General features: G+C 70.5%; 14 protein-coding genes. 7 read left to right on the forward strand and 7 right to left on the reverse strand.

The window, feature by feature from the left end:
• Positions 1 to 2: 2 nt before the first annotated feature.
• Genes uxaC through AC1DIW_RS04905 form a run of 4 tightly spaced genes read left to right on the forward strand, consistent with a single transcriptional unit; the run spans position 3 to position 6,066 of the window.
• Positions 3 to 1,430, forward strand: a complete 1,428-nt coding sequence (gene uxaC, locus AC1DIW_RS04890; RefSeq protein WP_478106660.1) for a glucuronate isomerase — start codon at positions 3 to 5, stop codon at positions 1,428 to 1,430.
• Positions 1,427 to 2,866 carry a mannitol dehydrogenase family protein gene (locus AC1DIW_RS04895; protein ID WP_478106661.1) on the forward strand — a complete coding sequence of 480 codons (1,440 nt, stop codon included), beginning with the start codon at positions 1,427 to 1,429 and terminating at the stop codon, positions 2,864 to 2,866. Before uxaC ends, AC1DIW_RS04895 begins: the two co-directional genes overlap by 4 nt.
• Positions 2,863 to 4,536, forward strand: coding sequence for a gluconokinase (locus tag AC1DIW_RS04900; protein WP_478106662.1), 1,674 nt, complete (start codon positions 2,863 to 2,865; stop codon positions 4,534 to 4,536). Before AC1DIW_RS04895 ends, AC1DIW_RS04900 begins: the two co-directional genes overlap by 4 nt.
• Positions 4,537 to 4,584: 48 nt before the next feature.
• Positions 4,585 to 6,066 carry a glycoside-pentoside-hexuronide (GPH):cation symporter gene (locus AC1DIW_RS04905; protein ID WP_478106663.1) on the forward strand — a complete coding sequence of 494 codons (1,482 nt, stop codon included), beginning with the start codon at positions 4,585 to 4,587 and terminating at the stop codon, positions 6,064 to 6,066.
• A gap of 107 nt (positions 6,067 to 6,173) precedes the next feature.
• On the opposite strand, the gene AC1DIW_RS04910 is transcribed toward AC1DIW_RS04905, so the two are convergent.
• Together AC1DIW_RS04910 and AC1DIW_RS04915 are read right to left on the reverse strand one after the other, a co-directional pair.
• Positions 6,174 to 6,992 carry a maleylpyruvate isomerase family mycothiol-dependent enzyme gene (locus AC1DIW_RS04910; RefSeq protein WP_478106664.1) on the reverse strand — a complete coding sequence of 273 codons (819 nt, stop codon included), beginning with the start codon at positions 6,990 to 6,992 and terminating at the stop codon, positions 6,174 to 6,176.
• A 14-nt stretch (positions 6,993 to 7,006) separates the two neighbouring features.
• Positions 7,007 to 7,657, reverse strand: a complete 651-nt coding sequence (locus tag AC1DIW_RS04915) for an alpha-ketoglutarate-dependent dioxygenase AlkB (protein WP_478106665.1) — start codon at positions 7,655 to 7,657, stop codon at positions 7,007 to 7,009.
• Between the two features lie 123 nt (positions 7,658 to 7,780).
• Between AC1DIW_RS04915 and recO the strand changes: the two genes are divergently transcribed.
• Together recO and AC1DIW_RS04925 are read left to right on the forward strand one after the other, a co-directional pair.
• The gene (recO, locus tag AC1DIW_RS04920) at positions 7,781 to 8,509 is read left to right on the forward strand and encodes a DNA repair protein RecO (RefSeq protein ID WP_478106666.1); all 729 of its coding nucleotides are present in this window, start codon (positions 7,781 to 7,783) and stop codon (positions 8,507 to 8,509) included.
• A 56-nt stretch (positions 8,510 to 8,565) separates the two neighbouring features.
• Positions 8,566 to 9,339, forward strand: coding sequence for an isoprenyl transferase (locus AC1DIW_RS04925; protein WP_442280928.1), 774 nt, complete (start codon positions 8,566 to 8,568; stop codon positions 9,337 to 9,339).
• 46 nt (positions 9,340 to 9,385) lie between these two features.
• On the opposite strand, the gene AC1DIW_RS04930 is transcribed toward AC1DIW_RS04925, so the two are convergent.
• The 5 genes from AC1DIW_RS04930 to AC1DIW_RS04950 form a co-directional block, all read right to left on the reverse strand.
• Positions 9,386 to 9,805 carry a Fur family transcriptional regulator gene (locus tag AC1DIW_RS04930; RefSeq protein WP_442280929.1) on the reverse strand — a complete coding sequence of 140 codons (420 nt, stop codon included), beginning with the start codon at positions 9,803 to 9,805 and terminating at the stop codon, positions 9,386 to 9,388.
• Positions 9,802 to 10,848, reverse strand: coding sequence for a metal ABC transporter permease (locus tag AC1DIW_RS04935; RefSeq protein ID WP_478106667.1), 1,047 nt, complete (start codon positions 10,846 to 10,848; stop codon positions 9,802 to 9,804). The genes AC1DIW_RS04930 and AC1DIW_RS04935 overlap by 4 nt, the downstream gene beginning before the upstream one ends.
• Positions 10,845 to 11,690 (reverse strand): metal ABC transporter ATP-binding protein, encoded by an 846-nt coding sequence (locus AC1DIW_RS04940; RefSeq protein WP_442280931.1) that lies wholly within the window; start codon positions 11,688 to 11,690, stop codon positions 10,845 to 10,847. Before AC1DIW_RS04940 ends, AC1DIW_RS04935 begins: the two co-directional genes overlap by 4 nt.
• On the reverse strand, positions 11,687 to 12,652 hold the full coding sequence (locus tag AC1DIW_RS04945) for a metal ABC transporter substrate-binding protein (RefSeq protein WP_478106668.1): 966 nt from the start codon (positions 12,650 to 12,652) through the stop codon (positions 11,687 to 11,689). The genes AC1DIW_RS04940 and AC1DIW_RS04945 overlap by 4 nt, the downstream gene beginning before the upstream one ends.
• Before the next feature lie 62 nt (positions 12,653 to 12,714).
• Positions 12,715 to 13,005: a DUF6703 family protein gene (locus AC1DIW_RS04950; protein WP_442280933.1), complete on the reverse strand. Its 291-nt coding sequence runs from the start codon at positions 13,003 to 13,005 to the stop codon at positions 12,715 to 12,717.
• A gap of 78 nt (positions 13,006 to 13,083) precedes the next feature.
• Here AC1DIW_RS04950 and AC1DIW_RS04955 point away from each other — a divergent pair, with 78 nt between their 5' ends.
• Positions 13,084 to 14,478 (forward strand): glycine--tRNA ligase, encoded by a 1,395-nt coding sequence (locus AC1DIW_RS04955; RefSeq protein WP_478106669.1) that lies wholly within the window; start codon positions 13,084 to 13,086, stop codon positions 14,476 to 14,478.
• Positions 14,479 to 14,560 lie beyond the last annotated feature (82 nt).

Here is a 14,560-nt window from a genome sequence, read left to right on the forward strand (position 1 = left end):
GCATGACGACCGTCGCACCCTCCAGGCCACTCGCCCTCGACCCCGATCGCCTCCTGCCGGTGGACCCCGGGACCCGGGAGATCGCCCGTCGTCTGTATGCCGCCGTGGCCGACCTGCCGATCATCTCGCCGCACGGCCACGTCCCCCCGGCCTGGCTCGCGCAGGACACCGCCTTCACCGACCCGACGAGCCTGCTCCTCGCGCCGGACCACTACGTCTTCCGGCTGCTGCACGCGCAGGGCGTCCCGCTCAGCGACCTCGGGGTGGGTGGTCGGCCGCTGACTGCGGACCAGTCCCGTCGCGCGTGGCGCCTCCTCGCCGAGAACTGGAAGTCCTTCCGCGGCACGCCCAGCCGGTTCTGGATGGACAGCGTGCTCGCGGACGTCTTCGGCGTCACCGAGCGGCTGGCGCCGGAGAGCGCCGACGGGATCTTCGACCGCATCGCCGAGGCCATCGCGGATCCGGGGTTCCGCCCGCGGGCACTCATGGACCGGTTCGGCATCGAGGTCCTCGCGACGACGGACGACCCCGTGGACGACCTCCGCGACCACCGCACCCTGCGGGACGACACGAGCTTCACCCCACGCGTCGTCCCGACGTTCCGCCCGGACCGCTACCTCGAGCCGTCCCGCGCCGGCTTCGCGGACCTCATGACCGACCTGGCGCGTGCCAGCTCGGTCGACACGGGCAGCTACGCGGGCTACCTCGCCGCGCTGGAGGACCGACGCCGGTTCTTCAAGGCCAACGGAGCGGTGTCGAGCGACCACAGCCACGTCGACGTCGTCACGCTCAGCCTCGACGAGCAGGAGGCTGCGCGGATCTACGACGCGGCCCTGCGCGGCGTCGTGAGCCCGAGCGAGGCCACCGCCTTCCGACGTCACATGCTCGTCGAGATGGCGCGCATGGCCACCGAGGACGGACTCGTCATGACGTTGCACCCGGGCGTCCACCGCAACCACCACACGCCGACCCTCGAGCGCTTCGGCCCGGACACCGGGCACGACATCCCGACCACCGTCGAGTTCACCCGCGGACTCCAGCCCCTGCTCGACCGCTTCGGCACGGCCGAGGGGTTCCACCTCATCCTCTTCACCCTCGACGAGACCGTGTTCTCTCGGGAGATCGCGCCCCTCGCCGGCTTCTACCCGAGCGTCTACGCAGGCGCGCCGTGGTGGTTCCTCGACGCTCCCGAGGCGGTGCGCCGCTTCCGCGGTGCGGTCACGGAGACCGCGGGCTTCTACCGGACATCGGGCTTCATCGACGACACCCGCGCCTTCCTCTCCATCCCGGCGCGCCACGACATGTCGCGGCGCCTCGACAGCGGCTACCTGGCCCAGCTCGTCGCCGAGCACCGGCTCGACGAGGACGAGGCGCTGGAGACGGCCGTGGACCTCGTCACGACGATCCCCCGGAAGGCGTTCAAGCTGTGACCACCGAAAAGACGACCACACGGGCGTATGCCGCCACCGACGTCCCGAGCCCGCGCGGCGAACTCCGTCGCCTGACGCGAACGACGGACGGCAGGGCCGCTGCGCCGGTGCGCGTCATCCATCTCGGTGTCGGCAACTTCTTCCGGGCCCACGCCGCCTGGTACACCGAGCACGCGAATGACGCGGACGAGTGGGGGATCGCGGCCTTCACCGGTCGCTCGCCTGACATCGCCGAGAGCCTGGCGCGACAGGATGGTCTCTACACGCTCCTCGTCCGTGGGCCAGGCGGGGCGCGCCCCGAGGTCGTCTCCAGCCTCAGCGCCGTGCACCCCTCGGACGCGCTCGACGCCCTGCGCGGGTACTTCGCCGACGCGGCCGTGGCAGTCGTCACGAGCACCGTCACCGAGGCCGGCTACCGCCGCGACGCCTCCGGCGGCCTGGACGTCGGTGCTGATGAGGTCAGCGCCGACATCGCTGCGCTGCAAGCGGATCCGCTGACCGGCGTCGTCACGACAACCCCGGGCAAGCTCGTGGCAGGCCTGCTGGCTCGACGTGCAGCAGGGGCCGGGCCCCTCGCCATCGTGCCGAACGACAACGTGCCGGAGAACGGTGCCATGGTCGCCCGCGTCGTCGGGGACCTCGCCGCGCTCGTCGACGACACGCTCACCACGTGGATCGACGCGAACGTCTCCTTCGTGACGACGATGGTCGACCGCATCACGCCGCGGTCGACCGCCGAGGACCGCGCCGAGGTCGCGAGACAGACTGGGGTCGATGACCCCGAGACGGTGCCCACCGAGCCGTTCTCGGAGTGGGTGCTGGCCGGGGCGTTCCCGGCAGGTCGCCCCGCCTGGGAGTCGGCCGGCGCGACGTTCGTCGAGGACGTGCGGCCGTTCGAGACCCGGAAGCTGTGGCTGCTCAACGGGTCCCACTCCCTCCTGGCGTATGCCGGGTCGCTCCGCGGGCACGAGACCGTGGCCGACGCCATCGCCGACCCCCTCGTCCGCTCGTGGGTCGAGGAGTGGTGGGACGCCGCTGCGCCCCACCTCGACCTGCCCGCGGTCGACGTGTCCGACTATCGCCAGGCCCTCCTCGACCGCTACCGCAACCCGCACATCCGCCACCTGCTGGCCCAGATCGCCGCCGACGGGTCGCAGAAGGTGCCGATCCGTGCGGTGCCCGTCATCCGGGCCGAGCTCGACGAAGGCCGCGTGGCAGCGGGTGCGACGCGCATCGTCGCCGCCTGGGTGGCCCATCTCCGCGGTCACGGCGCCCCCGTCACCGACGCGGCTGCCGACGACGTCGTCCCGCTCGCCCAGGGCGAACCGGGCGCGGCGGTGCGGGCCGTGCTCGCCCACCTCGGCATCCAGTCCGAGACCGTGGCGTCGACCGTGGATGATCAGCTGGCAGACCTCCTTGCCCGGGCCTGCACATGACCGCGGCGCCGGTCGTCATCGGGCTCGACATCGGGACGACCGCGGCCAAGGTCGTCGCCTTCGAGGTCCTCGAGTCGCGCCCGGCCGGCTCGACGGCGCCGGAGACGCAGAGCCGTGGCCGGCGGTGGAGCGCTGAGCACGAGTACCCCCTCATCCGGCCCAGATCCGGCTGGCGCGTCCAGGATCCGGCGGCGGTCATCGAAGCCACCCTGAGGTCGGTCGCCGAGGTCGTGACCGCACTCGACGGAGCGCCGGTGCTGGCATTGTCGGTGAGCACGGCGATGCATGGACTCATCGGTCTGGACGACCAGCTGCGGCCGCTCACGCCCCTCGTGACCTGGGCCGACGCCCGCGCCCGAGACATCGCGCGCGAGCTCCGCGCCCTGCCCGTCGCTGCCGAGCTCCATCGCCGGAGCGGCACCCCGGTCCACTCCATGTCGCCGCTGACGAAGCTGCGGTGGTTCGCCCAGCACGAGCCCGAGCTCACGCGCTCGGCCCGGGCATGGGTGGGTCTCAAGGACTTCGTCCTGCTCGCCCTCACGGGTCGGCTCGTCACGGAGCTGTCGTCCGCGAGCGGGAGCGGCCTGCTCTCGATCCTCGACCGGACGTGGGACCCGGAGGCCGTCGAGATCGCGGGGATCCGCCGCACGCAGCTGCCCGACGTCCTGCCGACGACGGCACACCTTCCGCTCTCGGAGGCGGCGGCGCGCCGCGTCGGCCTGCCGCCCGGCACACCGGTCGTGCTCGGTGCCGGCGACGGACCGCTGGGCAAACTCGGGACCGGGGCGATCCGTCCCGGTGTCGCCGGGTTGTCCCTCGGCACGAGCGGTGCCCTGCGCCTCGTCGTCGACGGTCCGCGGAGTGACCCGTCCGGACGCCTCTTCTGCTACGCGCTCGCCGATGACACCTGGGTCGTCGGCACGCCGATCAGCAACGGGGGCGCCGTCGTCCGGTGGGCCGGGTCGGTCTTCGCCGCTGACCGTCCGGACACCCCGATGGAGTATGCGGGTCCACCCGTCGACGACGCCCACGTCCTCGCACTCGCGGCCGAGGTCGGGCCGGGGAGTGAAGGCCTCGTCATGCTGCCGTTCCTGCTCGCCGAGCGCGGCCCGCTCTGGGACGCCGACGTCCGAGGGGCGTTCCTCGGGATCCGCCAGCACCACACCCGGGGGCACTTCGTCCGAGCCGCCGTCGAGGGCGTCGCCTTCCAGCTCGCGACCATCCTCGACGGTCTCGAGAGCGTCGAGCCCGTCACGTCGATCCGCGCCACCGGCGGCGCCTTCCGCAGCGCGCTGTGGCGAGAGGTCCTCGCCGGCGTGCTCGGCAGGCCGCTGACCGTGACTGCCGGGGCGGAGGGTTCCGCCCTCGGTGCAGCTGCCCTCGGACTGAGGGCGATCGGCGCCAGTGGGTCTCTGGAGAGCGCGCTGTCGAGCCTCGCCCCGCACCTGCTCGAGCACCGGCCCGACCACGACGACACGATCGTGGCGTCGCCGGCCAGCGCGGCTGCATACGACCTCGCCCGCGTCTCGGCGGCGCAACGGCTGCGCGACCTGGCGGCAGCAGCGGACCTCCTGGCTGGACCGGGCCGCCCAGTGGAGGACAACCGGCGGCAACCGACCGGCAACAAGCGGCAACTCGTTGTCGGCCCGGACCTCCGGGGCCTTCACTAGAGCATCGCCTCAACTGAGATGTACTGGCCCACAAAGGAGTTCGGCCCCATGAGCACCATCACCAAGGAGCAGGTCGCTCAGTCGTTCGTCGACGAGCGCCTCCCCAAACGATCGATCGTCGGCTACGGCTTCGGTGACTTCGCCAACAATCTGGCGTTCACCCTGAGCACGTCCTTCCTGCTCTACTACTACACCGACGTCGCCGGGCTCTCGGCCGCAGCCGTCGCGACGATGTTCTTCGTCGTCCGGCTCTGGGACGCCTTCGCCGACATGTTCGCCGGTCGTCTCGTCGACCGCACGATGACGCGCATGGGCAAGTTCCGCCCGTTCATCCTCTTCGGGGCCGTGCCCCTCCTCTTCCTGAGCTACCTGACCTTCCACGTCCCCAGCTCGCTCGACGACAGCGCGAAGCTGCTCTACGCCTACGTGACGTACGCCGTCCTCGGTCTCGTGTACTCGCTCGTCAACATCCCGTACGGCTCACTCGCCTCGGCGATGACGCAGTCGGTCAAGGAACGGGCCAAGCTCGTGTCGTCGCGCTTCTTCGGCGGCGCGGTCGGCGGCATCGTGCTCACCTACATCATCGCCCCGAAGATCTCGAGCCTGAAGGGCGAGAAGAAGGCCATCAGCGCCGCGGAGTACCAGGAGAAGGTCCAGGCGATCTTCACGCAGACCACGCTGCTGTTCATCGTCATCGGCTCGCTGGCCTACCTCATCACGTGGTACTTCTGCCGCGAGAAGGTCGTCCGGACGACGCCGCGCGTCTCGCTCCGGGAGACGTGGGACACCCTCCGGGGCAACAAGCCGCTCGGCTACCTGTGCGCCTCGAGCTTCTTCTACCTCATCGGTCTCTTCGCCGTGGGCGGCGCCTCGGCCTACTACGCCCAGTACGTCATGGGTGACATCAAGTGGCTCGGCCCGATCACCCTGGTCAACAGCGGCATCTCCATCGTCGCCGCGCCCTTCATCCCCAAGCTCGTCGACCGCTTCGGCAAGAAGGCGCTCTTCCAGTGGTGCGGTGTCTTCACCGTGGTGGGTGGCCTCTCGCTCTTCTTCACGCCGGCCGGTGCCGCCGCTCCCGCACTGATCTTCTTGGGCATCAAGGGAATCGGTGCCGCCCTCATCAACACCGTGATGTTCGGCCTCGAGGCAGACACGGTCGAGTACGGCGAGTGGAAGTCCGGCACGCGCTCCGAGGGTGCGACCTACGCCGTCTTCTCCTTCACCCGCAAGATCACCCAGTCGATCGGCGGCGCGGTGGGTGCTGCGGCCCTGGCCTTCGGTGGATACCTCTCCGCCACGGCTGCGGTGCCCAACCCGGTCCAGCCGGACTCCGCGATCGGTGCGATCCGCTTCACCATCGGCCTGCTGCCCGCCATCGTCGCGCTCATCGCCATGGCGATCTTCTGGAAATACCCGCTCACCGACGAGCGGTTCCGCGAGGTGCGCAACGAGACGGAGTACCGCAAGCGTCAGCAGGGCCACCTGATCGCCCCCGACGGACACGTCATCGAGGTCCCGAAGGGCTGACGGCGACGAGGGACGCGAACGGCGCTGGGTGCATCGTCAGGGGGATGCACCCAGCGCCGTCGCACGTGTCAGCGCCAGGGCGTCGGTGGGTCGCTGTGTCGCAGGTGTCAGTCGATGGCGTCGGAGAGCACGGCGTCGACGGACGCCAAGGCCGCTGCGTCGCCGTCACGGACGATCTCGCCCTCGGTCGGGCGGTTCCACAGCCAGCAGTCGATGTCGGCAGCGGACCCGCTGATCTCGGCGGTCGCGGCGGGGTCGGGTCCGTCGCTGACGAGGAAGCGCTGCACGTCGATCTCCCGGCCGTTCCAGGTGCCGGTGATCCGCACGGGGGTCACCGTCCACGAGTGCATGGCATCGACGGTGGCGATCGTCACCGGGGCCGAGACGGGGACGTGCGTGAGGTCCGGGTCGGGCTCGTGACCCCGCATGACGCGTAGCGCCTCGTCGATGCCGTCGGCGGCCAGGCGACAGTCGAGGGGCGTGCGATCATCGGCGGTGAGCTCGGCGTCGACCCGGTGGATCATCGCCTCGTGCGCCTGGCGACGGCGGATGTAGCCAGCGCTCTGGTCGTCGTCGTACCACATCCACAGCGGCGTCTCGGGCGGCAGGTCGCTCAGCACCCGGTGCAGTCGCTCGCTCGAGCGGTCGAAGAAGGCGAGCAGTCCCGCTCGGTCGCTCGGCCGCTCCTCGCGCGTCGCGTTCATCGCGTCGAGGTCGGCCGGGTCGGTGAGTCCGCGCTCGGCGATCTCGCCCCAGAACCACTGCACCTCGCCGAGGTGCCAGAGCAGGTCGTCGGCGTCCCAGTCGGGACACGTGGGCACGCTCGCGCCGACGGGTGCGGTCGCCAGGACCTCCCGGAAGCGCGCCGAGTCGGCCGCGAGGTGGTCGAGGAAGGGTAGGGGGCCACCTGAGCGGCTGGTCGGCATGGAAAGGTCTCCTGTCAGCGGACGCCGGCTACACGGAACTGCACGGAGATGCGCGGTCCCATCGGCTCGGACGTCTTCGGGACCGCATGGTCCCACGTCCGCTGGCACGAACCGCCCATCACGACGAGGTCACCATGCCCGAGGGGGTAGCGCAAGCTCTTTGTCGTCGAGCCGGGGATGGCGCCGCCGTCCCGTGGTCGCAGGGCCAGCGTGCGGGCGGACCCCAGCGAGAGGATCGCGATCATCGTGTCGCTGTCGCGAGAGCGTCCGATGCGGTCGCCGTGCCAGGCCACGCTGTCACGGCCGTCGCGGTAGAGACACAGGCCCGCGGTGACGAACGGCTCGCCGAGCTCGGGCGCGTAGTGGCGGCTCAGCGCCTCGCGCGCCTCGACGAGCATCGGATGGGGGAGGGGCTCGTCGGCGCCGTAGAACTTCGTCAGCCGGGGGACGTCGACGACGGAGTCGTACATCTGGCGCCGCTCGGCGTGCCAGGGCACGTCGCGCAGCAGGGCCGTGAAGAGCTCGTCACCGGCAGCGAGCCAGCCCGGTCGGACATCGACCCACGCGCCATGACCCAGGTGGTGGCGGGTCAGCCCCGTGCCGACGTCGCGCAGGGTCATCGCGTCGGTGAGGTCGAGGAGCGAACCCTGGAGAGAGAGGTCCATGGCCCCACGATAACCCATGGAGTCGAACGGGTGTTCGACTGACGCGGTCGACTCTCGACGGACCGGCGCGCGCACCGGCGCGTGCGGTGCTGCCGCCGCTCCGCCGAGGGGGAGAATAGGCCCATGCCCCTCTACCGTGACGAGGCGATCGTCCTGCGCACCCACAAGCTGGGCGAGGCCGACCGCATCATCACGATGCTGACCCGCACCCGCGGACGGGTGCGTGCGGTGGCCAAGGGGGTACGGCGCACGAAGTCGCGCTTCGGTTCGCGGCTCGAGCCCGGCATGGTCATCGACGTGCAGTGCTACGAGGGCCGCAACCTCGACACCGTGACCCAGGTGGAGACGCTCGCGCCCTACGGTGACGCCATCGCCCGCGACTACACGGCCTACACGTGCGCGACCTCGATGCTCGAGACCGCACTCCAGCTCACCGAGGAGCACGAGCCGCAGACCCAGCAGTACCTCCTGCTGGCCGGCGCGCTGCGTTCGCTGGCCGAGCGGGCCCACGACCCCGGACTCGTGCTCGACGCGTACCTCCTGCGCTCGCTCGCCGTCGCCGGGTGGGCGCCGAGCTTCGTCGACTGCGCGAAGTGCGGCGCGCCGGGTCCGCACCGGGCGTTCAACGTGCAGGCCGGCGGCGCGGTGTGTTCCGTATGCCGTCCGCCCGGCTCGAGCGCCCCCGCCCCCGAGACCTTCGAGCTGCTCGCGTCACTGCTGACCGGTGACTGGGGTGTCGCCGATGCGAGCGACGACCGGCACCGACGCCAGGGCAACGGCATGGTCTCCGCGTTCCTCCAGTGGCACATCGAACGAGGACTGCGCTCGCTGCGCCTCGTGGAGCGTGCCTGAGTCGCACCAGACAGCCTGAGCCGCAAGCGAACCCGATCCCGATCGACCGGAGACCCATGTACGCCAAGCCTTTCCCTCATCCGTCCGGTGCAACGCCGCCGACCATCCGGGCCGACCTCCTGCCGAAGCACGTCGCGATCGTCATGGACGGCAATGGTCGCTGGGCCAACGCGCGGGGCCTGCCGCGGACCAAGGGGCACGAGGCGGGGGAGGCGTCGTTGCTCGACGTCGTGGCCGGCGCGATCGACGTCGGCGTGACGCACCTGTCGGCCTACGCCTTCTCGACGGAGAACTGGCGACGGTCGCCCGAGGAGGTCCGCTTCCTCATGGGCTTCAACCGCGACGTCATCCGCCGACGCCGCGACCAGCTCCACGAGTGGGGCGTCCGGATGCGCTGGGTCGGCCGGGCGCCACGACTGTGGCGGTCGGTCATCAAGGAGCTGGAGATCGCGCAGGAGCTGACGCAGCACAACACCGGTCTGACCCTCTACTTCTGCGTCAACTACGGAGGCCGCGCCGAGATCGCCGACGCCGTGCAGCGAATCGCCCACGACGTCAAGGCTGGTCGCCTCCGTCCGGGGTCGGTCGACGAGAAGACGATCAAGCGCTACCTCGACGAGCCGACGATGCCCGACGTCGACCTCTTCGTGCGCAGCTCGGGTGAGCAGCGCACGAGCAACTTCCTCCTCTGGCAGTCTGCCTACGCGGAGATGGTCTTCCAGAACCAGCTCTGGCCGGACTACGACCGCCGCGACCTGTGGGCGGCCATCGAGGAGTACGTCGCGCGCGATCGCCGGTACGGCGGAGCCGTCGACACCCCCACCACGTAGACGACGCGTGGCACTGGGCACTCGACGGGAGAGCCAGGTCGAGTGCTCACGTGCCCACGGCGCTGCAGTCGGCGCACGTGCCGAAGATCTCCAGCGTGTGCGTCACTCCGGTGAAGCCGTGGTCGGTCGCGACCTTGTCGGCCCACTTCTCGACGGCCGGGCCCTCCACCTCGACGGTGCGCCCGCACGCCCGGCACACGAGGTGGTGGTGGTGGTGCGTCGAGCAGGCCCGGTACACGGCCTCCCCGTCATCGGTGCGCAGCACGTCGACCGTGCCGGCCTCGACCATCGACTGCAGTGTGCGGTAGACGGTGGCCAGGCCGACGCCTGCCCCGGCCTCCCGGAGCCGGGCGTGCACGGTCTGTGCCGAGGTGAAGTCGTCGGACCTCTCGAGCAGGTCGGCGACGGCGACCTGTTGCCGCGTGGGCTTCCTCGAGGCCGCAGGGGATTCGCTGCCGGTCGTCATGGTTTCGATCCTGTCGTCGGGCCGGGCCTCGTGCCTGCGGGTTCAGCTCTCGCGTCCCCGGGTGCCGGGTGGTCGTGGTGCACGCCGTGCTCGTCGTAGTGCCCCTCGTGGGCGGCGTGCAGATGCCCGTCGTGGACGTAGTCGACATGGTCCCCGTGGGTGACGGCCGGGTGGCCGCACTCCACCCCGTGCTCGTGCGCGTGGGTCTCGGCGACCTCGTGGCGCCGGCTGCCCGTCCGGGCGACGACGCTCGTGACGACGGCCGTCACGACGAAGAGCCCCACGGCGAGCAGCACGATGGTGCCGCCCGAGGGGGTGTCGAGGGGATAGGAGAGGGCGACCCCGCCGACGGAGGAGACGAGACCGAAGGCGATGGCCCACCGCAGCCCACTGCTGAACGACCGCGCGAAGAGCTGGCTGGCGGCGTTGGGCACGATCATGAGTGCACTGATGAGCAGCAGGCCGACCACACGCATCGCGACCACGACGGTGGTGGCGGTGAGGACGGCGAGCACGATGTTGAGCGGCAGCACCGGGATGCCGACCGCGCGGGCGTACTCCTCGTCGTTCGCGACGGCGAAGAGACGCGGGCGCAGGGCCCAGGTCGTCGCGGCGATGAGCACGGCGAGCCCGGCGAAGACGTAGAGGTCGCTGCGCTGCGTCGTGAGGATGGAGCCGAAGAGGTACTTCATCAGGTTGGCGGGCGTGCCGTCGGGCGACTTGCTGATGATGACGACGCCGGCCGCGATGCCGCCGTAGAAGATGACCGCGAGAGCCACGTCACCGTTCGTGCGCCCCCGGGTGCGGAGCAGCTCGATGACGACGGCGGCGACGACGGCAGCGACGAGGGCAGTGAGCACGGGCGCCGCGCCCGTGACGAGGCCGATGGCGACACCGGCCAGGGCCACGTGTCCCATCCCGTCACCGATGAGGGAGAGCCGTCGTTGGACGAGGAAGATCCCGACCATCGGGGCGACGGTGCCGACGAGCAGTGCGGCTATCAGGGCCCGCTGCATGAAGTCGACGGTGAGCAGGTCGATCACGGTCGGCCTCCGTCCGGGTGGGTGACGTCGAGGGGGCCCGGGCCCAGGGACGGGCGGTGGCCGTCGAGCTCGAGGTCGTGGTGGTGGCTGTCGTGGTCGTGGTGGACGCGATCGCGCGCGTGGGCGTACTCCTGTGGTGTCCCGTCGAAACGGATGCGTCCGCCGTCGATGACGACGATGCGCGTCAGCAGACGTTCGAGGGCACCGAGCTCGTGCGTGACGATCACCATCGTGACGTCGCGCTCGACGAGCCGTGCGAGGACGTCGGCCAGGACGTGCTGGTTGGCGGCGTCGACGCCCGCGGTGGGCTCGTCCATGATGAGCACGTCCGGTTGCCCTGCGAGGGCTCGGGCGATGAGCACGCGGCGCTGCTGGCCGCCCGAGAGGGTGCTGACCTCGGTGGCGGCCCGGTCGGCGAGGCCGACGACCTCGAGCGAGCGGGCGACGATCTGCCGGTCGGTGGCGTGCAACCGACCGAGCCAGCCGATGCGCGACAGCCGCCCGGTCGACACGATCTCCTCGGCCGTGGCCCTGACGGAGGCCGAGAGCGTATGCCGTTGGGGCACGTAGCCGAGGCGGGCGCGGTCGTGGAACTCGTTGCTGTCCACCCCGAAGAGGGTGACGGTGCCCGCCACCCGCTCGTTGAGGCCGAGCACGCCCTTCATCAGGGTGGACTTGCCCGAGCCGTTCGGCCCGACGATCGCCACGATCTCGCCGCTGTGGATCGTGAGGTCGACGTCGGTCAGGACGGCACGGTCGCCGTAGCCGAAGGCCGCGCCGCGCAGGGTCACGACGGCATCGGCGTCGTCCGGCTCGATGGGCACCAGCCGCGCGGCTCTCATGAGCAGCCCTGTCCGTCGCGCAGCGCCACCAGGTTGCTGCGCATGACCTCGAAGTAGTCCCGGCCGACCGATGCGGACGTGATGCCCTCGATGGGGTCGAGCGTCGCGACCTTCGCTCCCGTCGACCCGGCCACGGTCTGGGCAAAGTGTGGCTCCACGAGAGTCTCCTGGTAGATCGTCGTCACGCCGCTGGACGACACGAGGTCGGCGACGGCCTTTAGGGCGGATGCGCTCGGCTCGGCCTCGGGAGAGACGCCGGTGATGCCGTGCTGCTGGAAGCCGTAGCGGGCGGCCAGGTAGCCGAACGCCGCGTGGCTGGTGACGAGCTGCTTGGTCCGGCACTGTTCGAGCCCGCGCCGCATCTCGTCGTCGAGCTCGGACAGCTTCTCGACGAAGACTGCGGTGTTCTTCGTGTAGGTCGCTGCGTGCTGGGGATCGTCCTTCACCAGGCGCGCACTGATGGCCTCGGCCACGGCGGCATACCGCGAGGGGTCGAGCCAGAAGTGGGGGTCGCTGCCCGAGTGACCATGGTCGTCGTGCTGCGGGTCGGTCTCGCCTGCGTGCCCGGACTCCTCGGCGAGGGTGAGAGTCAGCTTGGCCGCGTCGGCGACGTCGAGGACCTTGGCCGGGTCGACGAGCCCTACGGCCTCGTCGACGGCCGGCTGGAACCCGTCGGCGTAGACGACGAGTCGCGCCTTGGTCATGCCGCCGATGTCCTGCGGCGAGAGCTCGAGGTCGTGCGGCTCGGCGCCTGGCTTGGTGAGGACCGAGACCGGGACAGCACCGCCGGTGATCTGCTGCGTCGCGAACTGGATCGGGTAGAACGAGGTGACGACCACGTCCTCTGCCGCCGAGGTGCCGCCGTTCGCGCCGGACCCGCAGGCAGCAGCCGCAAGGACGAGCGTCGTCGCCGCGGCCAGGGCAGGAAGGAGCCTGCGCAGGGGCGGCGGAACGGGGGGCATGCGCTCATCCTCACCCAAAGTGAGAATGATTGTCAAAACCGTTCTCGTCCGGAGACGAGGGGTCAGCCCGCGGGGACGATCCGAACGACGGCGACGGCGACCGCGAGCACGAGCACGGCGATGCGCATGAGGCGCTCGGGCAGGGTGAGCCGTTGCCACGTGAGGAAGAGCAGCCAGCCGACGAAGGCCGACACGACGAGGAAGGCGATGCCGCCCCACGGCCGCGGGGCGAAGACGCCGACGGCGAGCAGGACGATGAGCGCGCCGAGGGCGACGGGGCGCGGGACGGCGTTGAGACGCTCGACCCACGGGGCCGACGCATGCTCGAGACGGGAACGGAAGCTCAGGGCCACGTGACGAGCCTAGGGGACGCGACGGCATACCCCGGACGCGTGGCAAACCACTGGCGCCGGCCCGATAACCTGTGCGGCATGGCCAAGCAGACATCCACCGTGGACACCGTCGTCAGCCTCTGCAAGCGCAGGGGCTTCGTCTTCCCGAGCGGCGAGATCTACGGAGGCACGCGTTCGGCCTGGGACTACGGCCCGCTCGGTGTCGAGCTCAAGGAGAACATCCGCCGGCAGTGGTGGAAGGCCATGGTCACGAGCCGCGACGACGTCGTCGGACTCGACTCCTCGATCATCCTCCCGCGCGAGACGTGGGTCGCCTCGGGCCACGTCGGCACGTTCACCGACCCGCTCGTCGAGTGCCTCAACTGCCACAAGCGCCGCCGCCAGGACCACCTGCAGGAGGCGCTCGCGGAGAAGAAGGGCATCGCCGACCCCGACTCGATCCCGATGACCGACATCGTGTGCCCCGACTGCGGCACCAAGGGCCGGTGGACCGAGCCCCGCGACTTCCAGATGATGCTCAAGACCTACCTCGGCGTCATCGAGGACGAGTCCGGCCTGCACTACCTGCGCCCCGAGACGGCCCAGGGCATCTTCGTCAACTTCAACAACGTCATGCAGGCCTCGCGCAAGAAGCCGCCGTTCGGCATCGCCCAGACGGGCAAGAGCTTCCGCAACGAGATCACCCCCGGCAACTTCATCTTCCGCACGCGCGAGTTCGAGCAGATGGAGATGGAGTTCTTCGTCAAGCCCGGCGACGACGCAGAGTGGCACCAGTACTGGATCGACGAGCGCACCCGCTGGTACACCGACCTCGGCATCAACCCCGACAACCTGCGCCACTACGAGCACGCGCCCGAGAAGCTGTCGCACTACTCGACGCGCACCGTCGACATCGAGTACCGCTTCCGGTTCGCGGGGTCGGAGTGGGGCGAGCTCGAGGGCATCGCCAACCGCACGGACTTCGACCTGTCGACGCACTCGAAGCACTCCGGTACCGACCTGCACTTCTTCGACCAGACGACCGGCGAGAAGTACACGCCGTACGTCATCGAACCGGCGGCCGGTCTGTCGCGCTCGCTCATGACGTTCCTCGTCGACGCCTACGCCGAGGACGAGGCGCCCAACACCAAGGGCGGTGTCGACAAGCGCGTCGTGCTGCGCCTCGACCCGCGCCTCGCCCCGGTCAAGGCCGCCGTGCTGCCGCTCTCGCGCAACGCCGACCTCTCGCCGAAGGCGCGTGACCTCGCCGCGCAGCTGCGCCGCCACTGGAACATCGACTTCGACGACGCCGGGGCCATCGGCAAGCGCTACCGTCGTCAGGACGAGATCGGCACGCCGTTCTGCATCACGGTCGACTTCGACACGCTCGAGGACCACGCCGTCACGATCCGCGAGCGCGACACCATGGCGCAGGAGCGCATCGCGCTGGACCAGGTCGAGGGCTACCTCGCCCAGCGCCTCGTCGGCTGCTGACAGCCTCCTCGCAGTCCCGTTGAGTATGCCGTCCGCCCACCTGGGCGGGCGGCATACGCTCATGACCTGCTCCGTTTTGGGG

It is taken from the genome of Terrabacter sp. 01T434 (assembly GCF_056398545.1).